Annotated in this window: 20 protein-coding genes and 1 pseudogene; 12 read left to right on the top strand and 9 right to left on the bottom strand. The window is 60.0% G+C overall.

Features of this window, described 5'->3' with window-relative positions:
- Positions 1–26: 26 nt before the first annotated feature.
- Entirely contained in the window at positions 27–728 is a 702-nt protein-coding gene (locus ACVISU_RS35600) for a hypothetical protein (RefSeq protein ID WP_456710057.1), read from the top strand.
- On the opposite strand, the gene ACVISU_RS35595 is transcribed toward ACVISU_RS35600, so the two are convergent.
- Positions 719–997, bottom strand: a complete 279-nt coding sequence (locus tag ACVISU_RS35595) for a hypothetical protein (protein ID WP_456710056.1) — start codon at positions 995–997, stop codon at positions 719–721. The genes ACVISU_RS35600 and ACVISU_RS35595 overlap by 10 nt on opposite strands.
- A gap of 47 nt (positions 998–1,044) precedes the next feature.
- On the opposite strand from ACVISU_RS35595, the pseudogene ACVISU_RS35590 reads away from it, so the two are divergent.
- Positions 1,045–1,269: pseudogene (locus tag ACVISU_RS35590) on the top strand (Hsp20/alpha crystallin family protein); the annotation flags it as partial.
- A gap of 732 nt (positions 1,270–2,001) precedes the next feature.
- Here the strand turns inward: ACVISU_RS35590 and ACVISU_RS35585 are convergent.
- The 3 genes from ACVISU_RS35585 to ACVISU_RS35575 form a co-directional block, all read right to left on the bottom strand.
- Entirely contained in the window at positions 2,002–2,334 is a 333-nt protein-coding gene (locus ACVISU_RS35585) for a hypothetical protein (RefSeq protein WP_456710055.1), read from the bottom strand.
- Positions 2,335–2,427: 93 nt separating this feature from the next.
- The gene (locus ACVISU_RS35580) at positions 2,428–2,658 is read right to left on the bottom strand and encodes a ChaB family protein (protein ID WP_456710054.1); all 231 of its coding nucleotides are present in this window, start codon (positions 2,656–2,658) and stop codon (positions 2,428–2,430) included.
- Positions 2,658–3,389, bottom strand: coding sequence for a CBS domain-containing protein (locus ACVISU_RS35575; protein WP_456710053.1), 732 nt, complete (start codon positions 3,387–3,389; stop codon positions 2,658–2,660). Before ACVISU_RS35575 ends, ACVISU_RS35580 begins: the two co-directional genes overlap by 1 nt.
- 194 nt (positions 3,390–3,583) lie before the next feature.
- On the opposite strand from ACVISU_RS35575, the gene ACVISU_RS35570 reads away from it, so the two are divergent.
- Positions 3,584–3,760 (top strand): nitroreductase family protein, encoded by a 177-nt coding sequence (locus ACVISU_RS35570; RefSeq protein WP_456710052.1) that lies wholly within the window; start codon positions 3,584–3,586, stop codon positions 3,758–3,760.
- 181 nt (positions 3,761–3,941) lie between these two features.
- Complete coding sequence (locus tag ACVISU_RS35565) at positions 3,942–4,082, top strand: hypothetical protein (RefSeq protein ID WP_456710051.1); 141 nt, start codon at positions 3,942–3,944, stop codon at positions 4,080–4,082.
- A gap of 162 nt (positions 4,083–4,244) precedes the next feature.
- Here ACVISU_RS35565 and ACVISU_RS35560 read toward each other — a convergent pair whose 3' ends face one another.
- Entirely contained in the window at positions 4,245–4,448 is a 204-nt protein-coding gene (locus ACVISU_RS35560; RefSeq protein WP_456710050.1) for a hypothetical protein, read from the bottom strand.
- A gap of 674 nt (positions 4,449–5,122) precedes the next feature.
- Between ACVISU_RS35560 and ACVISU_RS35555 the strand changes: the two genes are divergently transcribed.
- From ACVISU_RS35555 to ACVISU_RS35545, 3 genes are read left to right on the top strand one after another with little or no spacing between them, the layout of a single operon-like run.
- Positions 5,123–6,214: an HlyD family secretion protein gene (locus tag ACVISU_RS35555; RefSeq protein WP_456710049.1), complete on the top strand. Its 1,092-nt coding sequence runs from the start codon at positions 5,123–5,125 to the stop codon at positions 6,212–6,214.
- The gene (rbbA, locus tag ACVISU_RS35550; RefSeq protein ID WP_456710048.1) at positions 6,211–8,949 is read left to right on the top strand and encodes a ribosome-associated ATPase/putative transporter RbbA; all 2,739 of its coding nucleotides are present in this window, start codon (positions 6,211–6,213) and stop codon (positions 8,947–8,949) included. Before ACVISU_RS35555 ends, rbbA begins: the two co-directional genes overlap by 4 nt.
- Positions 8,950–10,077: an ABC transporter permease gene (locus ACVISU_RS35545; RefSeq protein ID WP_456710047.1), complete on the top strand. Its 1,128-nt coding sequence runs from the start codon at positions 8,950–8,952 to the stop codon at positions 10,075–10,077.
- Positions 10,078–10,467: 390 nt separating this feature from the next.
- On the opposite strand, the gene murJ is transcribed toward ACVISU_RS35545, so the two are convergent.
- Complete coding sequence (murJ, locus tag ACVISU_RS35540; RefSeq protein ID WP_456710046.1) at positions 10,468–12,216, bottom strand: murein biosynthesis integral membrane protein MurJ; 1,749 nt, start codon at positions 12,214–12,216, stop codon at positions 10,468–10,470.
- Positions 12,217–12,319: 103 nt separating this feature from the next.
- Here murJ and ACVISU_RS35535 point away from each other — a divergent pair, with 103 nt between their 5' ends.
- Positions 12,320–12,742 (top strand): hypothetical protein, encoded by a 423-nt coding sequence (locus ACVISU_RS35535; protein WP_456710045.1) that lies wholly within the window; start codon positions 12,320–12,322, stop codon positions 12,740–12,742.
- Positions 12,743–12,990: 248 nt separating this feature from the next.
- Here ACVISU_RS35535 and ACVISU_RS35530 read toward each other — a convergent pair whose 3' ends face one another.
- The 3 genes from ACVISU_RS35530 to ACVISU_RS35520 form a co-directional block, all read right to left on the bottom strand.
- Positions 12,991–13,470: a Crp/Fnr family transcriptional regulator gene (locus tag ACVISU_RS35530; protein WP_456710044.1), complete on the bottom strand. Its 480-nt coding sequence runs from the start codon at positions 13,468–13,470 to the stop codon at positions 12,991–12,993.
- Positions 13,471–14,414: 944 nt separating this feature from the next.
- Positions 14,415–14,645 carry a hypothetical protein gene (locus tag ACVISU_RS35525; RefSeq protein ID WP_456710043.1) on the bottom strand — a complete coding sequence of 77 codons (231 nt, stop codon included), beginning with the start codon at positions 14,643–14,645 and terminating at the stop codon, positions 14,415–14,417.
- 390 nt (positions 14,646–15,035) lie between these two features.
- The gene (locus tag ACVISU_RS35520; protein WP_456710042.1) at positions 15,036–15,560 is read right to left on the bottom strand and encodes a hypothetical protein; all 525 of its coding nucleotides are present in this window, start codon (positions 15,558–15,560) and stop codon (positions 15,036–15,038) included.
- On the opposite strand from ACVISU_RS35520, the gene ACVISU_RS35515 reads away from it, so the two are divergent.
- The 4 genes from ACVISU_RS35515 (at position 15,541) to ACVISU_RS35500 (ending at position 22,999) form a co-directional block, all read left to right on the top strand.
- On the top strand, positions 15,541–16,977 hold the full coding sequence (locus tag ACVISU_RS35515) for an NHLP bacteriocin system secretion protein (RefSeq protein ID WP_456710041.1): 1,437 nt from the start codon (positions 15,541–15,543) through the stop codon (positions 16,975–16,977). The two genes, ACVISU_RS35520 and ACVISU_RS35515, sit on opposite strands and share 20 nt — an antisense overlap.
- Complete coding sequence (locus tag ACVISU_RS35510; RefSeq protein ID WP_456710040.1) at positions 16,970–19,171, top strand: NHLP family bacteriocin export ABC transporter peptidase/permease/ATPase subunit; 2,202 nt, start codon at positions 16,970–16,972, stop codon at positions 19,169–19,171. Before ACVISU_RS35515 ends, ACVISU_RS35510 begins: the two co-directional genes overlap by 8 nt.
- A gap of 65 nt (positions 19,172–19,236) precedes the next feature.
- Positions 19,237–22,056 carry an NHLP bacteriocin export ABC transporter permease/ATPase subunit gene (locus tag ACVISU_RS35505; protein ID WP_456710039.1) on the top strand — a complete coding sequence of 940 codons (2,820 nt, stop codon included), beginning with the start codon at positions 19,237–19,239 and terminating at the stop codon, positions 22,054–22,056.
- Between the two features lie 742 nt (positions 22,057–22,798).
- Positions 22,799–22,999, top strand: a complete 201-nt coding sequence (locus ACVISU_RS35500) for a hypothetical protein (RefSeq protein ID WP_456710038.1) — start codon at positions 22,799–22,801, stop codon at positions 22,997–22,999.
- Positions 23,000–23,009 lie beyond the last annotated feature (10 nt).

Genomic DNA, 23,009 nt, shown 5'->3' with positions numbered 1-23,009 from the left:
GCCGGATCGCCGATTGGTTGGTCGTCATGCGCCGGCTCGATGAAGACCAGACACTTGAAGCGCTGTTACATGCCCGCAAGGTTTCGCTGGCGCACATCCAGCAATTGGCTGACAAGCTGCAGCAGTTCTATTCTCGCGCTGCACGCGCGTTGATCAATGTCGACAGCTACCGTCTATCATTGAAGCGAGCCGTTGCTTCCGATCGGCGTATGCTCATCAACCCGGCCTTCAGGCTAAATCGAGGAACCATCGAGTGGATTTCCCGCGTCCAGCATCGTTACCTGCACCAACATCGTGAGGTTCTTACAGACCGGATCCGGCGCCGGTTCATTCTCGACGCTCACGGCGACCTCAGACCCGAGCATATCTGGTTGAGTCCACCGTTTCCGATCATCGACTGCCTCGAATTCAATAGCCGGCTCCGGACGCTGGATGCTTTGGACGAACTGGCGTTCCTGCATTTGGAATGCGATCGTCTTGGCGGACTGTGGGTCGGCAACGCTCTGCGAAGTCGCCTTGCGATCCTTCTTGACGATGATCCGGCGACCGGGCTGTTCCTATTCTATCGCATCAACCGTGCCATGTTGCGTGCCCGCCTGTCGATTGCACATATGATCGACCCGCATCCGCGGACCCCGGAAAAGTGGCCGCGCATGGCTCACACCTATCTTTCGATCGCACGCATGGACGCCAGGCAACTCGATCGATTGCTCAGCGTTCACGCTTGATATGGCATGAGATCAGCCAACGCCTCACCATGGTGCAATCGGCGGATGGTCTCTGCAAGGAACGGCACCGCTGAAACCGTCTCGAGCTTTGCGAGCACTGGTCCGGGAGACAGCCTGAACGGCGGCACGCTGTCGGTTCCGATGATGCGATCGATCACTGAATTCGCAAGCGCGCCCACGAGCGCCTTGCCAATCGGTCGGCCAGCGGCCTTCTCCAGCGTCTCGCGGAGCAGATCCGCGCGCTTGCCGCCACCGAGGTCCGGCGACACAACACAGATCGGTCGGTCCGCTGCAATCTCCCTGATCCTGGCGACAAATCACCATCAAGGGCGAGAAGAAGGAAGAGAAAGAAGAAAAGAACAAAGACTACTACGTCTCCGAGCGGCGCTATGGTGCGTTCGAGCGCTATTTCGCACTGCCCGAGGGCGTCGACGCGAGCAAGATCGAGGCCACGTTCAAGAACGGCGTGCTGAAGGTAGCGCTGCCGAAAACTGCGGACGCGCAGAAGCCCGCGAAGAAGATCGAGGTCAAGGCGGCCTGAGCTGGCGGGGGGACGATCGCGGAGCTGCTATCGCAGCTCTGCGATCTGTCAGGGCTTTGCGGTCACAGCAAACGGGTCGTCGCGGTCCCTGACGCAGAGTACTTGTAACGCTCGCTAGTAAGCGGGCAGCCAATAAACCGGAAGTGCCCGCGCGATCCCTATCCAGGGGACGTTGCTTAGTGGGATTGGTGTCCATGGACCACCTCATCGCGCGCGCGAACATCGATCATTGACTGGACCTGCTAAAGACCGAGGGCTGGTGACAGCCGGTTTCGCTATCCCAGGAAAGCTCGTGACCCGGAGCGACCGCCCGGCAAAAACAGGGCAGAGCAAAAATTCATTTCATCCCCGAGACTTTACTCGTCCGGCGGCCTTCATTCGCTGCCGGGTTTTTGCTGTAACGCCGCGCGACAGGCCATCAAGCCCATAGGAGGAAGAGCGCGGCGGCATTGGAGCCGATCAACAGAACGGTGCTTGCGATCGTAAGCCCGAGAAAGGCGTTGTTCCGGAAAGAACACTCATAGCCAGTCTCCTCTCTTGAGGAAGAGCATCCGGCAATCGTATACTTGGAAGCGCACGCTTTCGAAATTCGGGACGGCTACTTAAGTGCTTCTGCGGAACCACAGCGGAAACTGGCTCCTCAAGACGGGCCAAAGCCAGGTTGGCGTTGTCTGGCGATAAGCTAATGCGACATCAGCGGGCAGATCGAGGCTTGCTGCAGCAAACCCCGCGTCATGCCGCCGAACATTCATTCCCCGAGCCGGCTATGTTGTAACCTCCGGTGACGGTCAGATCGGCGCCTTCCTGCCGGGCCAGCCTCATGACGTACTCTTCGTCCGGTTCGGCCGTGTGCACGCGAACCTCAAACTGGCAGTTGACACTGTGCCGTTCAAGATAGCTAGCGACGTCCCTCAGGCGGGGGGTGGCAGCCTCCTGCTCGTCCGACGCACAGATTTCGGCAATCGCCACCTTGGAAGCCCGGGTCAGAAAAGGCAGCGCCTCGCGAACTGCCAGACGCGCCTTGCGAGTGCCCTTCCAGCCGACAACGATCCGGTCTGCGGACAAGCTGGTTACGCCCTCCGGCACCACAGCGTAGGACGCCCCATGCGCAGAATGGCCTCGGCCTAGCGTGCTGCTGTTGATGTTGTGCGACGGGCGTCACTCGCAGTGCGAGCGCGCAACCCAATGAACGCCGTCCTTTACGTAGGACCGCTTGACCGCGGACCACGCGGTTCGGTGCGCGATCTCTTCCTGCCGGCGATCTCCCCCATGAGCAGCAAAACTGTGATTGAAGGCTTCGCGATAGATGTGTTGCGCGTGAGACGGCAAATGATAGCGAATTGGAAGGGGCAGATCATCATTCGATTGGTAAGGCACATGTAACTCCATCAATCAACCTTCGCCCATTCCTCATCTTCGGGAGAGCGGTCAGAAGCTAGGCCATATATCCGGTCGAACCACCGCAGGTGGTCGTGGACCTTGACGACGCCTCTAACGTTCTCCGCTGCGACAACTGCAGCACTACGATAGCGCTCTTCCGTAATCATGCCGCTGAGATGAACGATTCCGTCCTTGACGATCACGTTAAAACCCGACGGACACCAATCCTTGCTCTCGATCTCGTCAATAATTCGCATGCGAATTTGTTCGTCGCTGTTGTTCGGGTCGGGCTCCCGACCGGACAGACTTGCAGCCGCCTGCATGAGGTTCGATCGCGATACAATTCCGATCAGCTTATCGTCGCGCACGACTGGAACGCGTTTGATATTGTTTCGCTCCATGATCCCGACAATTTCCGTCAATGTGGCCCGCTCATCGACCGTTATCGGAGCCGTGGTCATGATTTCGGACACCTTGCGGCCGTGCTCGCGAACGTAACTCTCGGCAGCCTCACCTGCGCCGATGATCAGTTCGAGCCAGCGGGCGCGCTTTCGCTGTGTACCAATTTCGCTTCTCCGCAGAAAATCACCCTCCGACAGAACGCCCACCAGCTCGCCTTGCCGGTTGACGACGGGCAGACCGCTGACATGATGCCTCAACATGAGACTTGCGGCCTCTGCCAAATCTGCTTCGGAATCGATCGAGATGACATTCCGGGCCATGATCTCACCAGCTCGCATGGGGACCCTCCAATAGCTAACTGTAAAATTGAATAGCCTTGGACATTCACTGTTATTGACCTGCGTCAACGTAATCGGTTTTGACCGGGCCAATCTTAAGTATTTTTTGGCAGAACGGCTGCATTGCGCCGAGTCAGGTCGCAAGGCTGGCAAAGTACTTGACCCAACTTTTCCTTGAAGCAAGGACACGGCTTATGCTGACCTATTCCAAATTAGATACCTTGGGGGCGATCTATCAGCGGCGCGCCGTGAGAAGTTACGCACCCGACAAGCTTGAGCGAGCCACAATCGAACAATTGCTGGAAGCAGCGGTGCAGGCGCCGACGGCACTTCGTGCCGAGCCCTGGGTGTTCGTGGTGATCCAGGACTAGACGCGCCTGCGGCACTATTCGGATCGCGCCAAGGCGTTGTTGCTCGGCCAACACCAGGCGATGTCGTACTTCCAAATCGCCGAGCCGCGTGCATTGGCGATGCTGCCCGTTCCGGATTTCAACATCTAAAGCGAAGGGTCCATTCGTCGAAGCCGATTGCTGGCTCGCTGCCGAAAACCTCATGCTTGCAGCCACAGCACAAAGTCTCGGCACCTGTTGCTTCGGCTTCGCCGTTGGCGCCCTGAACACCCCTGAAGTCAAGAAAGAGCTCGGGATTCCCGACAGCCATCCGCGGGAGTCCGCAAGCCGCCCGCCGTATTGAACTGGGTACCGTAGCCGATTCAGGAAACCGATCGGCGAGGGGCGCCCCGACTGGTCACGGGGACGCCGGCCGACAAAAACACCCCCGAACAACCAGAAGTGATCCGGGGCAGTCGGGGAGTTCTGGAAAAGTTGCGGCGATCCATTGCCCTAATTTGCAGCGTCACCTTAGTTCGGCAACAACAACGGGATTGAGATTGGAGAGTTCGACGGGAAGATGGACTTTGGCTACAGAGTGCGAGTCTTCGATTCCGGAGGCGTGACGTCCATGCAATCCGACAATCGTCACCGCGATGCCCGCAAAAAGCGCGACTGCAACAATCCTGTAATGGGTCGCGCGGCTGGCTGCGTGAAAGGTGTGGCTCATGGTCCGCTCCTACATATGAAGCGTGTCTCAAGACCGCGCGCTTGAAAATTCGGGATCGCTCCCTAAGGACAATTGCGGAGCTGACCATGAGCTGCCAGCTTCCCCAAGCCGGCAGCATTGTCGGGAATGGCCGCATGGACCTGCTGGACGATCCGGAAGTGCGTGAAGCGGCTTTCCGCACAAATCATGCTCGAAGACCCAATGCGCGACGACTAGTTTCATCGCAGTTTAGGAGCGCCGGACGCCGGGGCGTCCACCCGTACGCAATTGGGTTCAAGGAACCCATTCTGCGATTGCGTACGGGTGGACTGCCCCGGCCCAGTGAGCGATCGCTCGACCGGAGGTGACAGGCGAGGAGAATGGACCCTGGAGCCGACGCGCGCTCCCGCCACGTCCGATTCAGGTCATTAACGGCGATCGCAGGATCGTTGATGCGATCCCGAACTACTCTTCATATCGGGCCAGACGCATGCCGCCAAGTCGCCGGTTCAGGGCCATCCGATCTGTTGATCGCACGGATGATTTTCGCTCCCAGCATACCAAAGGATCCGATCACTTCCGCTTGAGACTCTTAGCGTGATCATTCCGCCGATCGATTCGGTTGAGACAGGTCAAACGATGCCGATGCGGCAGTGCGACAATCATTTTAATATCCGCAGATCAAGGCATTATACATGCAAACCTCAGCCGAGCTTCAGGAAGGCGCATCGATCCTGACGCAGTCCGCTTCTCCTCCACTCGTACCGTCCGAGCCGCATCATCTGCCAGCGGGGCGGCGGGCAGAGACCAGGCGCTTGCGCCGGCGGATCGCCGTCGTGCTTTTCATGCTGCTGGTCGCAGTTGGCAGCGGATATTATGTCTGGAAGCGGACGCATCCGCCGCTCCCGGTTGGCATCAGCCTTGGCAATGGCCGCATCGAGGCGGACGAGATCGACATCGCCACAAAATATGCCGGTCGGGTTTCCGAATTGCTGGTCGACATCGGCGACACGGTCTCGCCGGGCCAAGTTCTAGCGCGGATGGACACCCGCGACATCGAGCAATCGCTCTCCAAAGCCGGCGCGCAGGTTCGGCTAGCGCAGCGCTCGGTCGATGAGGCACAAGCCAACCTCGCTCAGCAGCAGGCGTCGAAGACGCTCGCCGAGGTGGAGATGGAGCGAACAAACTCGCTCCTAAGGAACGGCTGGGCCACACGAGAGGTCGCGGACCAACGCAGGCAGGCACTGGACTCCGCGGTCGCCGGGCTGAACGCTGCGCAAGCAAGGGTCCTGGTCGCCGAGCACGCGTTGGAAGCCGCCCAGCACGATGCTGGCTTCTACAAGGTCCAGATCGCCGACAACACGCTGGTCGCACCAAAGTCTGGTCGCATTCAGTACCGGCTGACCAATATCGGCGAGGTGCTTCCTGCCGGCGGCAAGGTCTTCACCATGCTCGATTTGTCGTACGTCTACATTGACATCTTTTTGCCGACGCTGGAAGCCGGCAAGGTCAACGTAGGCGCCGACGCACGCATCGTGCTTGACGCCTATCCCGATCATCCGATTCCGGGCAAGGTTTCCTTTGTCGCAAGCCAGGCCCAGTTCACGCCGAAGACAGTCGAAACCCAGACCGAGCGCGACAAGCTGATGTTTCGCATCCGCACGCGCATCGACAAGGAGCGCGTGCTCAAGCATGCCGATGCTGTCAGAAGCGGATTGCCCGGCCTGGCCTATATTCGCTGGGATTCGAAGCTCGATTGGCCGAAAAACCTGCAGGGCGCGCCGTGACGAGTAGCAGCGATGCGATCGCAGTCGTCACCGATCTCTCCCACGCTTACGGACCAGTTACGGCGCTCGATTGCGTGTCGACGACCTTGCCGGCGGGACAGCTTGTCGGGCTGATTGGCCCCGACGGTGTCGGGAAGTCGACCCTGCTTGCGATCCTCTCGGGCGCGCGACAAATTCAGGACGGTGAAGTCATTGTTCTCGGCGCCGATATCTCCGGTGCTGCCGCCCGTGCCTCGATCTGCCCGCGCATCGCCTACATGCCGCAAGGGCTCGGCAGGAACCTCTATCCCGACCTGAGCGTGAGGGAAAACATCGAGTTCTTCGCCAGGCTTTTCGGGCAATCGCGTGAAGAGCGCGACTGGCGGATCAAGGAGCTACTGCACAGCACCGGGCTCGCGCCCTTCGCCGACCGGCCGGCGAAGAAGCTTTCGGGCGGCATGCGGCAGAAGCTAGGGCTCTGCTGCTCGCTCATTCACGATCCCGATCTTTTGATCCTCGACGAGCCTACCACCGGGGTCGATCCGCTGTCGCGTCGCCAATTCTGGGACCTGATCGACCGCCTGCGCGGGCGTCGGGCGCGGATGAGCGTCGTCGCCGCAACCGCGTATATGGAAGAAGCCGAACGCTTCGACTGGCTGATCGCCATGGATGGCGGCAGGATCCTCGCGGCCGGCTCGCCCTCCGATCTGAAGGCGAGGACCTCGACGCAATCGATCGAAGGCGCTTTCGTAGCGCTGGTGCCGCGCCAACAGCACCAGGCCGTATCCTTCGTCAATCCACCGCTCGATCCAAATGCCGAACCGGTCATCGTTGCCCGTGACCTGACCTGCCGCTTCGGCGAGTTCACCGCGGTCGACCGCGTCAGTTTCGCCATCCGCCGCGGCGAAATCTTTGGATTTGTCGGCTCGAATGGGTCCGGCAAGACCACGACCATGAAGATGCTAACCGGGCTGTTGCCAACTTCGCAAGGCGAGGCACTGATCTTCGGGGAGGCGCTTCAGGCCGGCGGTCTCGCGGCGCGGCACCGGGTCGGATATATGTCGCAGTCGTTCTCCCTCTATGGCGAGCTTACTGTCGTCCAGAACCTGCTGCTGCATGCGCGTCTGTTTCAGTTGCCGCACGCGTCCGCCAACGCTCGCATTGCCGAGCTCGCCGAGAAGTGCGACCTCGCCGATCACCTCGACGAACTGGCCTCCGCGCTGCCGCTCGGCATCCGCCAGCGGTTGTCGCTTGCGGTCGCGGTGGTGCACAGGCCGGAGCTTCTGATTTTGGATGAGCCGACCTCCGGCGTCGATCCAGCGGCGCGCGACCAGTTCTGGGAGCTACTGATAGACCTTTCGCGCAATCAGGGCATCACCATCTTCGTTTCTACGCATTTCATGAACGAGGCGGCGCGTTGCGACCGACTCTCGCTCATGCATGAAGGACGCGTGCTTGCGACCGATACTCCGGATGGATTGATCAAGGCCAAGGGCGCAAGCAATCTCGAGAGCGCCTTCATCAGCTTTCTTGAGCAGAAGAGGCCCGGTGCCGCGCCCGCGCTCTCGCTCAACCAGCAACCTGCCACAGTTGCGCATTTGCGGCCGGAAACCCGGCCCTCCGTCCGCTCCCGCTTCAGCCTTCAACGGCTGCTTGCCTACGCTATGCGCGAGGGTCTCGAGCTCTGGCGCGATCCGATCCGTTTGATGTTTGCCCTATTCGGTACCGCCATGCTGATGATCGTATTCGGCTTCGGCATCTCGACTGACGTCAATAATCTCAGTTTTGCCGCGCTCGACCGCGACCAGACGCCGGAAAGCCGCGGCTATCTCGAGGAACTGCGCGGCTCGCCTTACTTCGTGGAGAAGCCCCCGCTCGCGGACTATGCCGACATCGACCGGCGTTTGAAGAACGGCGACATCGCTGCGAGCATCGAACTGCCGCCCAACTTCGGTCAGGACCTCAAGCGAGGGCGCCCGGTCTGGGTTTCCGCATGGATCGACGGTGCGATGCCGTTCCGCGCACAGACCATCCGTGGCTACCTCGAAGGCATGCACCAGATCTATCTGGCTGATCCCGCCGTGAAGACGACGCAGACGTCCGCGCCGCCTCCGGCGGATATCGAGATCCGTTTCAAGTATAATCAGGATTTCGACAGCGTCTTCGCCATGGTGCCATCCACGCTCGCCATGATGCTTGCGCTATTCCCGGCCATCCTGATGGCGCTCGCGGTCGTGCGCGAGAAGGAGCTCGGCTCGATCACTAACCTCTACGTCACGCCGGCAACCCGGTTCGAGTTCCTGGTCGGCAAGCAGCTACCATACGTCGCCGTGGCGTTGATCAACTTCATTATCATGTTCGTCATGGCGATCTTCCTGTTCAAGGTTCCGTTAAAAGGGAGCTTTTTGGCGCTTCTCGCTGGCACCGTCATTTACGTCTTCACCACGACCGGCTATGGCATGCTGATCTCGAGCTTCTGCAAGACTCAGATTGCCGCGCTCTTCGGCACGGCGATCCTCACCATCCTGCCGGCCCAGCAGTTCTCAGGCATGATGACGCCGGTCTCCTCGTTGTCTGGCGCTGCGCAGATCATCGGCCTTGGCTTTCCGATGAGCTATTATCGTCCGATCAGCGTTGGCACATTCACCAAAGGGCTGGGATTTTCCGATCTTGGATCGAGTATCCTGCTGTTGACCCTGTTTATCCCCGTGCTGACAGCGATCAGCATGCTGCTGCTTCGCAAGCAGGAGCGCTAGATGCGCTCGCTTTCCAACATCTTCTGGCTCGGCACCAAGGAGCTGCGCAGCTTCTTCTCAGACTGGGTTTTACTGGGATTCGTGATTTATTCGTTTTCGCTTGCTGTGATCAGCCAGGCGCAGAGCAATTCGCAGGAGCTCTATCACGCCTCGATCGCCGTCGTCGACGAAGATCACTCGGAGCTATCGCGGCGTATTACCAAGGCATTCCTGATGCCTTATTTCAAGCCACCGGCGGCAATTGCGGAGACCGACGTCGAACATCTGATGAACGCTAGCAGATACACCTTCGTCATGGACATTCCACCGAACTTCCAGCGAGACCTGCTGGCCGGCCGGCGCCCTCGCCTGCAGATCAACGTCGATGCCACTGCCATGGTTCAGGCAGGTCTCGGCTCGGGCTACGCCGAACAGATCGTCAATACCGAGATCGCCCGCTACGTGTCCCGCGCGGAGCCCACGCCGCTGTCGCCGGTCAATCTCGCAATCAGGATAGCGTTTAACCCCAACGTGGCGACCTCGTGGTTCACGAGCGTAATGGGAATCATCTCAAGCGTCACCATGCTCGCGATCATTTTGGCCGGAGCCGCGCTGGTACGCGAACGAGAGCACGGCACCATAGATCATCTCATGGTCATGCCGCTCAGCCCGTTCGAGATCGCGATGTCCAAGATCTGGGCCAATGGCTTCGTCATCACGATAGCAGTCGCCCTGTCGCTCTATCTCGTGGTCCGCCTGCTGTTGCAGGTTCCGATCGCGGGCTCCATCCCGCTCTTCATGTTCGGCGCTGCGATCTATCTGTTCTTTGCGACTGCCATCGGACTGTTTCTCGGCACGGTGGCGCGTTCCATGCCGCAACTCGGCCTGCTGTACATGCTGGTTGCCGTGCCCATGAATATCTTGTCCGGCAACGCGACACCGTTGGAGAGCATGCCGCGCTGGCTTGCGATCGCCATGCAAGCGTCGCCATCGACCCACTTCGTTTCCTTTGCCCAAGCTATCCTCTATCGCGGTGCGGGTTTTGACGTGGTTTGGCCGCAATTTGTGATGGTGGCCGCCATCGCCGCGCTGTTTCTGATGCTGTCGCTGATGCGCCTCCGCGCCTCGCTCAGCTCGGCCATGACCTGACGCCGCTGCGGCGCCGGCCGATCAGCACGGCGAATCCGACTGGCAGATCAGGTACGAATGTGGCAGGGGGTGGCATATCGCAGCGATATAAAATGGCCCGGCGCGTCCTGCAGCCCGAGCAAAACCAAGTATAGGCTGCTTTGCTGTTGTTCGTTCAAGGTTGGGCAGCGCACGTAGATTTCGATCCACATTGCTTCAGTGTTGTTGATCTTTGACGAAACGAAATCGCGCCAACATCCCGACAACTGACTTGGGACGCATGAAGCGCGATTGATGCCTTCCTTTGGCGCGTCCTTCTTCGGGATCGCTCCACCGACGTCAATTCCAATATAGAGTGCACACAATAACTCATCAATCCAGCCGAAATATCAAGACTCCAATGGCATTTAATCATTTGATGCGCTGGCCCCGTCGGAGCGGCTCGGCGGTCACCGGTTCTACCTGCCGCCACAACTTTTGCAGAAGCACGTGGCGCAGATCGGCAATGTCGCGCACGCCCAGTAGAAGAGTTGCTCCAACATAGACAGTGATCCCGAACGCGCACAGCAGCGCCGCGCGGAGGATCACGCCCGCCATGTGGGTACCCGGCAGCCACTGTAGCAACTCAGCCCGCGCGAGGAGACAGAGGCCGATGGCGAGGGCTGCCGCAACTGCCATGCGCAGAGCCGCACTGCACATTCCCGATTCTTGCAGGCTCTCTCGCGTGGCCGCCAACTCGTGCTCGAAGCGACGTCGTTGCAGCCACCCCAGCAGCAGCACATAGACGGTGATGGAAATCGAACTTGCGATCGCCAGTCCCGTAGCTCCGCACTGCTGCCTGAGGATTACGTACAGGGGAGTCATGGCGACGGCGACGCCGGTGCCCACCAGCGTTGGCAGCCATGTATTGCCGAGCGCGTAGAATCCCCTGCTGATGATTGTCTGTGCCGCCCACCCGCCGAGGCCAAGACAGAGAAAACCGAGCACTTCAGCGGTCTGCCGCGCGTCCACCGCCGAGAAGCGGTTCGCGAACGGTCCCCAGATCAGATAGACCGCCTCGAAGCCCGCGACCGTCAGGCAGACCTGGGCTGCGAAGGTCAGCGCCAGCATCAGTCGCATGGCACGACACAGCAACGCGTAACCTTGCGCGATCCGGCCTTCTGCCACCAATGCGCTGATGGTCGGATAGGAGGCGACGCCGGCGGCCGTCCCGAAAATGCCGATCGGGACCTTCATCAGGGTGCGGCCATATTGCAGATAGGACAGCGCGCCGGCCTGGAGATAGGAGGCCTGGTTCTTCACGATCCACTCGTCGACGACGACGATCGAGAAGCCGATCATGATCGGAAGCGACAGGCACGCGTATCGTCGCAGGTCCGCATCGTGCAGCGATAGCACCGGCCGCCAGCGCATCCGATTCTTGAGACAGCCATACAGCGGCAGGCCGAACGGTCCGACGATCGAGCCCGCGAGCACGCCCCAGGCAAATCCTTCGCCGCCCAATCCGGGACAGTAGCTTCCGACGAGGCCGCCGATGATGATGAAGGCCGAATAGACCAGCGGCGCCATTGCCGGCAGCGCGTGAAGGTTCTGCGCCTGCAGCGCCGCCGACAACAGGCCGCCGACCACGTGAAAGAATTGCGCAGGCAGGATGATGCGCGTCAGCCGTACCAGCGTGTCGATCTCTACGGCCTCGGTAAAACCTGGGGCGATCAGTGCAGCCAGGGGCCGCGCGAACACCATCAGGACACCAATGCCGATCGTGCCGATCACGACGACGAAGTTGGCAATCACGCTGAACGAATGCCAGGCGCCCTCGTCATCGCCTTTCCGGACGTGATGGAGGAAGATCGGGATGAAGACGATCGACAGCGCGCCTGCTGCAAGCAAGTAGTTGAGAAAATCCGGCAGCGTGAAGCTCGCGAAATAGAGGTCCGCCTGCCGGCTCGCGCCCAACGTCCGGCCGATGATCTGTTCGCGGATCAGCCCCATGACGCGGCTCAGGAAGATCGAGGCCGCCCAGAGCAGTGAAGCAATACCGATAACACGGGTCTGATCTGGAGATGGTTGCGCGGGTGAGCTGGCCATGGAGCAAAATCGAGCGGAAGAACCGCTCGATTCGTCGCCGAGATGGCATCGATAGCAATTGATGCGGGTCAACCAAGACCAACTTTGTGCGTCCCACAAAAAGAAGCTTTGACCCAGCGCAAAGAAGCGGCATCCCGTCATGCGATCATTTAGTTTTCAGGCAAGGAGTAAGGCGATGAGTATCTGGAAAACGCTAGCTACCTGCACCCTGGCGGCAGCCTTGATGGCCGGTCAATTGGAACAGGCTGCGGCAGCGCCGATGCCGACCAATGTTGGAACCATGAAAGCGATGGTCCCGGACGCCACGACCCCGGTGTACTGGCGCGGCGGTGGTTGGGGCTGGGGCTTGGGCGCCCTTGCTGCCGGTGCCATTATCGGCGGCGCGATCGCGAGCGGTCCCTACGGCTATTATGGCAGTCCCTACTATGATGGATATCCGGGGCCCTATTACAACTATTACGCTCCGCCAGCGTATTACGGGTACGGTCCGTACTACCCGCGATATTACGGCTATCGCGTCTATAGACCGTATTACGGCAGCTACGGTTATTACCGGCCCTACCGGGCTTATCATCGCTACTACCGTCCCTATTGGTGATTTGGCGGTGCGAACCGCAAAGACTTGCCGCCGAGGTGGTCAAAGCAGCTACGTTGGCTGAATGAACAGATGACGAGATCACTTTGAATATTCCGGATCGGACTGACTGTCGCCCGGCCATTTGCGCAGCCGGCGAGCGGCTACACATCAAAACGTGCGCTTCGCGGACCTTGCAAGCTGCTGCGATTGGAAGCAACGATGTCAGGACTCTTGGGTCCGTTCTTCCGAACGGCTCTCATGACTGTAAGCTATTGCTCTGCCTGATGCACCAGCAGCTCGGCAATCCGATCATCGGCGCGGCGGAGCCTGCGACAAAGTTCGCGGCTGATATTCTGCATCACTAGGACGTACCCGTGGATGTCTGCTTTGCAATACATGTAGAGGTTTCGAGCCGTGAGCTCATACAGGACAGTTGTGCTTTGCGCGGCGACGGAGGCGGATCGATTTTGCATTTCGATGAGCGTCATTTCGCCAAAAAAATCACCGGGCGCAAGACTCGCCATCCGAATCGAGCGCCCCGAATGCCCAAGTCTGCTGACGACGAGCTCGCCGGAGTGAACGACGAACATTGAACGCCCCGGCTCTCCTTCCGCCACGATCGTCGCGCCTACCTCGAAGTGGCGCTCGACGAGCATTGGGATCAACAGATCGAGGCTTGTATCTGTCAGCCCTCCGAAGAAAGGCGTGCCGAGCAGGAAAGCTTTCAATTCGGGAGAGCTGACAGCCATCGCGCCACTATACTGCCACTCCCGGGGGCAGCAAGCGCAACGGTCCGAATGAGCTCAGATGAACCAAAGCCCTCGTTCAGCCAGCGCCATTGTGCCGAGCCGCCTCGCTGTCCAGGTTCTTGCGGACTTCAGAGCCAGCATCGTTGCGAATGCCGGCTCTGACATGCACGTGCTCGTTGATTACGCCGGAAACGGTCCGAACGGACCACCCGTAGGAAAGGTCGGTCCGGTGCCGGTCGGCAGCCTTGGACCACGCCCGATGGTCGGGGAAACATAAATGACCCCGCCATGACCGTCGGAAACCGGAATTCCGACGCAACCGCCGGACACGGATTCGAATTCCTCATCGCACAGCGGACGGACCGTCTGATGCTCATTCTGGTATGCACTCATCATCATCTCCATCTGTCTAAGGTGAACGGATGATCCTTGTCATCCGCGTGCAGCTTGCCGCATCAACCAGCACTTCGCTGTGACCTTGGTCACGCAGCTCGTACAAGCGAGGCGGACTGCTCTTTCCGTCGGATCGTCGACGTTGTTGCCGGTAGAGGTGCGCCGGTGAACGGCGCAATCGAAATGTTGCATCGCAAAAAATAAATGCGAGGTTCTCGTTTCCGAGACCTCGCATCCATCGATCCCTTTCCGGTAGCCCAAGGCCCGAACCAGGCCGGAGCTAGCTCCGAATGGGGCCTCCCGGTGAAGTGGGAATGTGAAGTTGGCCCAAAAGCCAATTTATGAAATCGGAAACAGCCGATCCGCCGGTTCCGCCACTGCCGCGGCTTCCGCCGCACGCGGATTCGAGCTCGTCACCTGTCAATTCCCGAATTTTCTGCATGCTACGCTCCTCTCATCTGTTGGCTTGTGCCAGTTGAGATCATGCTCTCCGGTCAAAGCCGAGCCCGTGATGCGGGTACCTCAGGCCTCGCTCTGGTCGGACGGCATGCTCAAAAGAGCTGGCTGATGCAGTACCCGATTCCGGCGAGAAGGCCGCCGCCAACGGCACCGGGTCCGGCACCGACGCCGCCAGCCGCCGCACCACCCATGCCGCCGGTCACCGCTCCGCCGGCCACTGCCTTGGCGAAATCACCCCAACTCCATTTGCCACCGGCCACCGCGTCGAGTTCGTCGATGGAAAGTTCACGGGTCGTTGCATTGTCGTTCTTGTTGCGCATCATCTCAGTCCTCCTTGCTGTGTTGATGGTGCGGGACCACCCCGCAACCGGAGTGCAGCATTTCCCAGCTGCCCGGAAGTTTCCGTGAGGATCGTCACTTCTGAGCTGGACCGTACCGTCATCAAGCCTGCTGATCTGATGTGCTGTGCGGGTTCCAGGGCTGAGGCGAACGTCGCGCATTCTCGCGTCAAATCCCGGCCCGTCATTGCGCATAATCGCGTCTCGTGATGCAGGTCACTCTCGATCTGAACAGCTGATCTATTGTGCTGAGGGAGTTCAGGACGGGATGGTCCGTTCCGAACACATGGCAGAAAGCACGAAGGAGCGTGCGCAATGTGGGACCAGCGACCCGCCGGCAAGTCCCGCCTTCGGCGAAAGCAAACGCCCGACCCGTTACAGGCGTTCGCGAATGGAGTTCAGGATGCCGGTCGTCGTGTCGATGACCCTCAACGAGTCCTGTGCCTTTCCGAACCCCACCGGATTTTTGATGCATTGCTCGGACAACTGAACCAGCCGCTTCCTCTCGCTGGTAAGAATGACATTGGTTTTATCAACGGCAAACTTGACGACGCCACGCAACGGGTTGTCATCACCGACGTCGGTAAGGTCCTTTTCCATCGTGATCAGATATTCGTAGCTGGCGAGCTCGTCGGAAATTTGCAGAAGCTCACGGATCGTGGAGTTGATGCAGACGATATCCCCGTTCGGTACGTCCGAGCGCTTGGCGGTCTCAACGAGATCAGTCATCAGATTGGCAAACAACGGCTTCAGGCTTTCCGCCTGCTTGAGATCGCGCTCGGAAAGGACCCCGGCCCGGGCGGAGGACCAAAGCGGGCCCAGCGCTACGCTCATTACGAACATCGCCTGCCGCGCGTGCCGTGCAAACAACCGTTTCGTCTTGCCGCTCAGCCTGCGCATTCAAGCTCCGCCACCGATTTTGCGCCCGGCCTTTGTTGTGACCACGCCTGATCTATGCAAAAATATCGGCATATTCATTCAATCAATTGAGTTTCTGCGTGCTGATATGTCCACCTCGGAAACGCTTGGACAACCGGAGAATAGGAGGGCGGCCGCCGGGCCGCAACGGGCATTCCGGGCGACGGCACTCGACCGAGCGGCCTCGCCTGAGCAGCTTGACGAGCTTGTAGTCGTCACCAAGCCTGCCGACTGGATTATCACGGCCGTTTTCCTCGTTGCGGTGGTGGCTGCGGTCGCGTGGGGCGTTTTCGGGCGCGTGCCTACCCGTGTCTCCGGCGAGGGAATCCTGATCAGCAGTGGCGGCAAGGTGGTCGACGCGGTGTCGGCCGCTGCTGGCCGGCTGCAGTCTGTAGCCGTCACGGTCGGCGACCACGTCGGCCTTGGTCAGCCGATCGCCCAGATCGTTCAGACTGATATCGAGCAAAAGCACAAGGACGCGCTCGAGATACTCCAAGAGCGCCAGCGCGAATATAGCGACCTCAAGTCGAAGGTCGCGGCCGAGCTCGCCGCCAAGAGCCAGAACTTCGAGAAGCTCGAAGCCGCACTCGATCAAGTCATCAAGGCGACGGGCCAGCGCGTCGAATATCTCTCAGTTGACGTCAAGAACCTCGAGGGTTTGCTCGCGAAGGGCTACACGACGCGACGCGCTCTGGAGGACCGGCGGCAGGAATTGGCCGATGCACAGCAACGCCGGCTCGATGCGCAGAACGAGATTCTCAAGCTCAGGGCGCAGAAGACGGACCTGGAGACACAGCGCGAACGCGACGTTCAGCAATCCGAATTCACGCTGAACGAAGCGCGTCGGCAGGTGAATGCGGCCGCGGAGCAGCTGAGCCAAAACACGCAGGTCCTCAGTCCGATGGAGGGCCGTGTCCTCGAAGTGAAGATTTCTCCCGGTTCCGTACTCGCGGTCGGAATGCCCGTGATCCAGATCGAAAGCGAGGGCAGCAAGCTGCAGGCCATCGTCTATATCCCAGCTGAACATGGCAAGCAGATCAAGCCGGGCATGCAGGTTCATCTCGAGCCGAGCACGATCAAGCGCGAAGAGTTCGGCATGATGCTGGGCACGGTCGTGAGCGTCTCCGACTTCCCGATGACGCCTCAAGGCATCAGTGCTGCACTGCACAATGAAAGCCTGGTGTCCCGCTTCTCTCATAATGGCGCGCCATATGCAGCCGAGGTGGCACTCCGAGAGGATGATTCCACCGCGACCGGCTATCGCTGGGCCGTAGGCAAAGGACCCTCCATTCATTTGACGAGTGGGACGCTGGCGCGCGCGGAAATCACAACCCGGCGGCAACGACCGCTCGATCTGGTGATCCCCTTGATCAGGCATCTCACGGGAATTGATGGGTAAGCCCCCTCCTCTATCAACAAGCGCGCGACACGGTCGCCTGTCGGGACTGCTGCGCAAAACGGTGAAGCGGACCCCCGTCGTCCTGCAGATGGAGGCGGTCGAATGCGGCGCCGCGGCGCTCGCGATCATTCTCGCCTATCACGGCGCCTGGATTCCCCTGGAGCAGCTCCGCATCGCTTGCGGCGTATCGCGCGACGGAAGCAAAGCCAGCAATATTGTCAGGGCGGCGCGGCGCTATGGTCTTATTGCAAGAGGGTATAGTGTCGAGCCGTCCGCGCTGACGGAGCTTCCGACGCCCTGCATCATCCACTGGAACTTCAATCATTTTGTGGTCCTGGAGGGCATCAAGGGCGGGCACGCCTATATCAACGATCCTGCGACCGGCCGCAGACGCATTAGCCTGGCCGAGCTCGATCTTGCCTTCACCGGGGTGGTGCTGGTTTTCGAGCGCGGCGAAGAGTTCAAGATGGTCGGTAGCAAGCCCAACGGGATCAGGCTGCTGCTGCGAGAGTTGCGTCACTCGAGGGCCGCGGTTGTCCTGCTAGTGATCGTGAGTGTCGTGCTCGTTTTTCCCAATATCCTTGCCGCAGGCTTTTCCAAGGTTTTTGTCGACGACATCCTGATCCAGCACAGCAATAGCTGGCTCATGCCGCTCCTGATCGGAATGGCATTGACGGCGGCTTGTCGCGCCGTGATGGTCGCGGTTCGCCAGTCGGTGGTGCTGCGGCTTCAAGCCAAGCTCTCTGTTGTCATGACCAGCCGCTTCCTCTGGCGGGTGATGGAGCTGCCGCTGGAATTCTTCACCCAGCGCCACGCCGGCGACGTTGCCAGCCGCGTCGCCTCGAACGAGCAGGTCGCGCGCCTCCTGTCCGGCGGCATCACGATGAACGCGCTAAGCCTGACGTCGGTACTTCTGTTCGCCGCCGCGATGGCAGTCTATGATGTGAGCCTGACAGTGCTGTGCGTCGCAATCGCATTCCTGAACGTTGTCCTGCTTCGCCTGGTTGGTATGCGACGTCAGGAGCTCAGCTACCGGCTCGCGGTTGAACAGGGCAAACTCCTTGGCGCTACGGTGGGTCTGGTGCGCACCATCGAAACCATCAAGGCGAGCGGCCTGGAAGACGACACGTTCGGCAAATGGGCAGGCCTCCAAGCCAACAATCTGAACGCGGAACAGAGGCTCGGTGCATCGGCCATCATCTTGGACATGGTGCCGACGCTGCTCTCCGGCTTGATGGTCGCCGCGATCCTTGGCCTCGGTGGTTTGAGGGTCATCGAAGGCACGCTGACGCTCGGCAGCCTGGTTGCATTCCAATCCCTGGCGGCGAGCTTCTCGGAACCATTTGAGAATCTCGTCAACTATTTCGGCGGGCTGCAGACCATCAAGGGAGCGCTCGAACGGCTCGAGGATATTCGCAAGTACCCGCTCCGGCCCACCTCAGTCGGCAAGGCAACCGACGGCGTTCCAGCAAAGCTTGCCGGCGGGGTCGAGCTTCGCAATATCAGCTTCGGCTATTCGGCTCTCGAACCGCCACTGCTGGCGGACTTGTCGCTGACGATCCCTGCAGGATCCCGTGTGGCGCTCGTCGGCGTCTCAGGCAGCGGAAAATCGACGCTCGGCAAATTGATCTGCGGGTTGTATGAGCCCTGGGCGGGAGAAATTCTCTTCGATCGATGGAAGCTGGCGGAACTTCCGCCCCAGGTGTTCGCAAATTCCGTTTCCTATGTGGACCAGGATATATTTCTGTTCGAGGGGACCGCGCGCGACAATCTGACCCTGTGGGATTCGACCGTGGATGAGCGCGACTTGATTGCCGCGACGCGGGATGCCTCGATCCATCACGATCTGGCCACGCGTCCCGGAAACTACGACTGCCACATCAATGAAGGCGGAGGCAATTTCAGCGGAGGGCAACGCCAACGTATCGAGATCGCGCGGGCGCTGGTCTGCAATCCGTCGATTCTTGTGCTGGATGAAGCAATGGCCGCGCTCGATCCGATCACGGAGAAGGTCATCGACGACAACCTGCGACGCCGAGGCTGCACCTGCATTATTATCGCACACCGCCTAAGTACGGTGCGCGATTGCGACGAAATCATCGTGCTGGAGCATGGCCGGATTGTAGAACGCGGCACTCACGAACAGCTTGTCGCGCTCCAGGGCGCCTACACAAGGCTCGTGACAAGCGAATGAGCAACCCTCTCGCCAAGGATGAGTTTGCGACTGTAGGGCCGATTGCACCTCCGGGCGCTCGCCACATGGCGATCGATCCGCGACATCCCATTCTCCTCAACGAACGCGATGAGGTCCTGGAGGTGCGTGCCGGTCACGTCGATATCTTCGCCGTGGAGAAGGACGGCGTCCGACATCACCTGCTTCGATGTGAAATCGGTGAAATCATACTGGACTTGCACACGGCCTGTGAAAGGTCAGCGATTGAGCTGCGGATCGTTGCAATCGGGGGGCCTGACGCCGAGATCATCACAATCTCGCGAAGCGAGATCGCCGCGGATCGTATGTCCGGCTGGATCGCCCGGTTGTCGACGCTCGCAGCCGGCTCGGCCCGATCGGACAACGCTTTCGAATTGATTGGCGGCGAAGCGAAAGAACTGCATCCGGGCGAACGTTGTCGCGGCCCGAAGCGGAGCATCCTGTGGGCCCGCATCGAGGCGGGAAGCGTAAAGCTATTGGATCTCGACCTCGAGTTCGAGGCCGGAACTCTCCCCATCCCGCTCACAGCGGATGTGTGGCTGGAAGCCGGCGAGCATGGCTCCACGATCAAGGCGGATCCGGCCGCGCCCGAATTACCTCTGATCTGCCCGGCGCTGGACCGCTTCCATGTCGCGATTGCCGCCAGTCTAGATCAGTCGCTTGGACGTGAACGGTCGTCCCAACGGCAGCAACTCGCCCGGCGAGCCGAACTGACCCGTGCGCGGACGCTGGATGCCCTTGAGCGTCTGTCCGAAGTCGTCACCGCCCCAACCGCTCGCGCGCAGGTCGAGCTGGATGCCAGCGATCCCCTGCTCGCCAGTTGTCGGCTCGTTGCGGACGTATTGGGAAGCTCCATCACTCACGCGAGCCGAACTCATCCCGCAGGCCAGAGCTTCGCCGACGTTCTGCAGATCGCGCGCGCATCGCGATTGCGAATTCGCCGCGTACGGTTGCGCGATGGCTGGTGGAGCTGCGATGCCGGCCCCCTGCTCGGGTGGCATGGCCCCGAAAGCGATCCGGTCGCTCTGATCCGCGACCGGCGCAGCCGCTACACGATGGTCGATCCGAAGCAGGGACTGCGGAAACCGGTCAACCGCTCGGTTGCAAACGGTCTCGCACCGGAAGCCGTCAGCTTCTACAAAACCCTCCCCGCACAGCCACTTCGCTATCGCGATCTGTTGTCTTTCGCAACCCGAGGCCTTTCCGGCAGCATGGTCCGAATGGTCCTCGCGATTATTGCCATCGGGGTGCTGTCGCTGATTCCGCCACTAATGACCAATCTGCTGGTCAATTCGGTGATCCCCCGCACGGAGATCGACCAGCTCGTCGTTTGCGCGGCAGCGCTCTCCGTCGCGGCGATCGCGATGGCGGGACTGCAGGGAATGCAGGGACTGGTGACGCTCAGGCTCGAAGGCCTCCTCGACTGCAGGCTCCAGGCCTCTCTGATCGATCGTCTGCTCAGGTTGCCGGCGTCGCTGTTTCGCGACTACACGACCGGAGATTTGGTCGACCGTTCGATGGGCATTGAAGCAACGCGCCAGATCGTTACCGGACGGACCTTGCGAGGCTTTACATCGGCCCTGTTCGGCATTTTCAGTATTGGGCTCATGCTCTACTACGACCTCAAGCTTGGCAGCATCGCGCTCCTGCTGATCGCGCTCCGAGCGGCCGCGATCGTCACTTCCAGCGCCGTGCGAATCTACTACGAAAGCAAGCACTTCAATCTGCAAGGCAAGGTCAGTGGATTTGTGCTGCAACTGATCACCGGCGTCGGCAAACTCCGCGTGGCGAACGCCGCAAGTCGCGCACTTGCGCGATGGTCAGGACAATTTGCTGTTCAGAAGCGCTACTTCATCGCTTCGCAACGAGCGGCTAACGTTCTGGTAGTATTCGAGACGGCCTTTCCCCTTCTCGCCACCTTGATCATTTTTGCGATCGCCTCGCGCACCAACAGTCAGCTCCTGGCCAATCTCGGCGCCTTTCTCGGCTTCCTCTCCGCTTTCGGCCAGACCACGGCAGCGATCGGCAACTTTGCCTCGAGCATGAGCGAATCGCTGGTGGTCATCCCCCATCTCACCCGGCTGAAGCCGATTCTTTCCACTGCGGCCGAGATCGCAGATGATCGGCGGCCGGCAGGCGAGCTCTCAGGCGAGATCGAGTTCTCCGGCGTCACCTTCCGCTATATCGAGGGTGGACCGATCATCCTTGACGATATCACCCTGCGTGTTTCGAGGGGGGAGTATGTAGCGATTGTCGGTCCTTCGGGGAGCGGAAAATCATCGCTGTTGCGGTTGCTGCTGGACTTTGAACGACCGGAAGCCGGGACGATCTTCTATGATGGCAAGGCGCTGAACACGATCGAGACCAATGACGTGCGCCGCCAGCTTGGCGTCGTGCTGCAAGACACGAAGCTCGCAACAGGCAGTCTGTACGAAAATATTTGCGGCGGCGTCGATCTGACGCTGGAAAAGGCCTGGGAAGCCGCGCGGCTGGCGGCGCTCGACGCGGATATTCGGCAGATGCCGATGGGTATGCACACGCTCGTTGCCGAAGGCATCAATACGCTTTCGGGTGGACAGCGCCAGAGGCTGCTCATTGCCCGCGCGCTCGCGCGTTCGCCACGCATCCTGCTTTTTGACGAAGCGACGAGCGCTCTCGACAACCAGACGCAGGCGATCGTCGGCGCGTCGCTGGAGCGGCTCAACGTTACGCGGATTGTCATCGCGCATCGGCTGAGCACGATCCGCCATGCGGATAGAATTGTGATGCTGGTCGGTGGCAAGATCGTACAATCGGGAAGCTATGACGAGTTGACGAGCGGAACCGGTCCATTCGCAGAGTTCGCGCGGAGACAGCTTGTGGCCTAGCTGCGCGTCGATCGATCTCGCCTCCTTACTGTGCTGACCCGCGGGCCTATCTTTCGGCCAAGCCCCTCGCTGTTCTTTCGTTCGCTCCCTGTAAGCCGATCTGCCGGTCGGCTATCTTGCACCGCTTCAACTGCGTCATGAGCCAGACCGCGGCAGAGTATTGCGGGAACGGCCGGTAGTCGACGCGCCTTGCGCGGTCGATTTGTTGACATGCGCAAAGCTTGAGGGAGGCGCGGCGTTCGCATCAACTCCGACGACCAATTTCCAGGTCCGGATGGTGTGTCCAAGAGGTCACGCTACCGCTCTTGCACCCCAGCACTCGGCCACAGAGACTGTGCCCGGACTCGACTCGACCGACCGCGCACGTTTCTCCAAACGAGATTTTTCTTGATCTCCCGGTGCACACGTCGTGCACACACCGCCCTCTAACCAACTGAAAAGCTTGAACTCTCTGTCCAATCCATCACTGGACAAGCTCGAGTAATCAACGACAACTAGCGGTCTGATGCGTCCTAAACAAACGAACCATGACAAAGGATGTTGTGGAGGCCAGACACTGGAAGTTGATCTCTAGGCTCTTCTCCGATCTCACTGGCTCACGAGAGCTTTCTGCTCTCTCGGCAGTCCCACAATACTCGAAGCCATCCTTGCTTTCCCTCGACCGTCGTGCGGAAGACATGATTGATTGCGTTGGCGTAAAGCCTTTGGCAGGACAAGCGCGCAGGCGCGATCGACGGCGACAATGGACGAGCCCCAGCGCAAACGAAATCTGATTCCGCTGAAGAAGGCCTTAGAGCGCGGCGGTTTCGGCCGAACCAAGGCCTACGAACTAATCAAGAAGGGGAAAATCATAGCCTACAAAATGGAGGGCCAGACCATGGTCGATGCCGATTCCATCGATGACTATCATATGACACTGCCTCGCATCGAGCCGAGGCCCTAGCGAAAGACCT

The sequence above is a fragment of the Bradyrhizobium sp. USDA 4452 genome (assembly GCF_054063575.1).
This window is presented reverse-complemented; position numbering and strand designations above follow the sequence as displayed.

Excerpts from the sequence above, each read along its gene's own strand:
- ACVISU_RS35535 (WP_456710045.1), top strand. The coding sequence starts at position 12,320 with ATGAGTATCTGGAAAACGCTAGCTACCTGCACCCTGGCGGCAGCCTTG.
- ACVISU_RS35555 (WP_456710049.1), top strand. The coding sequence starts at position 5,123 with ATGCAAACCTCAGCCGAGCTTCAGGAAGGCGCATCGATCCTGACGCAG.
- ACVISU_RS35505 (WP_456710039.1), top strand. The coding sequence starts at position 19,237 with ATGGCGATCGATCCGCGACATCCCATTCTCCTCAACGAACGCGATGAG.
- ACVISU_RS35570 (WP_456710052.1), top strand. The coding sequence starts at position 3,584 with ATGCTGACCTATTCCAAATTAGATACCTTGGGGGCGATCTATCAGCGG.
- ACVISU_RS35520 (WP_456710042.1), bottom strand. The coding sequence starts at position 15,560 with ATGCGCAGGCTGAGCGGCAAGACGAAACGGTTGTTTGCACGGCACGCG.
- ACVISU_RS35525 (WP_456710043.1), bottom strand. The coding sequence starts at position 14,645 with ATGATGCGCAACAAGAACGACAATGCAACGACCCGTGAACTTTCCATC.
- ACVISU_RS35500 (WP_456710038.1), top strand. The coding sequence starts at position 22,799 with ATGGACGAGCCCCAGCGCAAACGAAATCTGATTCCGCTGAAGAAGGCC.
- ACVISU_RS35510 (WP_456710040.1), top strand. The coding sequence starts at position 16,970 with ATGGGTAAGCCCCCTCCTCTATCAACAAGCGCGCGACACGGTCGCCTG.
- ACVISU_RS35545 (WP_456710047.1), top strand. The coding sequence starts at position 8,950 with ATGCGCTCGCTTTCCAACATCTTCTGGCTCGGCACCAAGGAGCTGCGC.
- ACVISU_RS35565 (WP_456710051.1), top strand. The coding sequence starts at position 3,942 with ATGCTTGCAGCCACAGCACAAAGTCTCGGCACCTGTTGCTTCGGCTTC.
- ACVISU_RS35580 (WP_456710054.1), bottom strand. The coding sequence starts at position 2,658 with ATGGAGTTACATGTGCCTTACCAATCGAATGATGATCTGCCCCTTCCA.
- ACVISU_RS35560 (WP_456710050.1), bottom strand. The coding sequence starts at position 4,448 with ATGAGCCACACCTTTCACGCAGCCAGCCGCGCGACCCATTACAGGATT.
- ACVISU_RS35530 (WP_456710044.1), bottom strand. The coding sequence starts at position 13,470 with ATGGCTGTCAGCTCTCCCGAATTGAAAGCTTTCCTGCTCGGCACGCCT.
- ACVISU_RS35600 (WP_456710057.1), top strand. The coding sequence starts at position 27 with ATGCGCCGGCTCGATGAAGACCAGACACTTGAAGCGCTGTTACATGCC.
- ACVISU_RS35575 (WP_456710053.1), bottom strand. The coding sequence starts at position 3,389 with ATGCGAGCTGGTGAGATCATGGCCCGGAATGTCATCTCGATCGATTCC.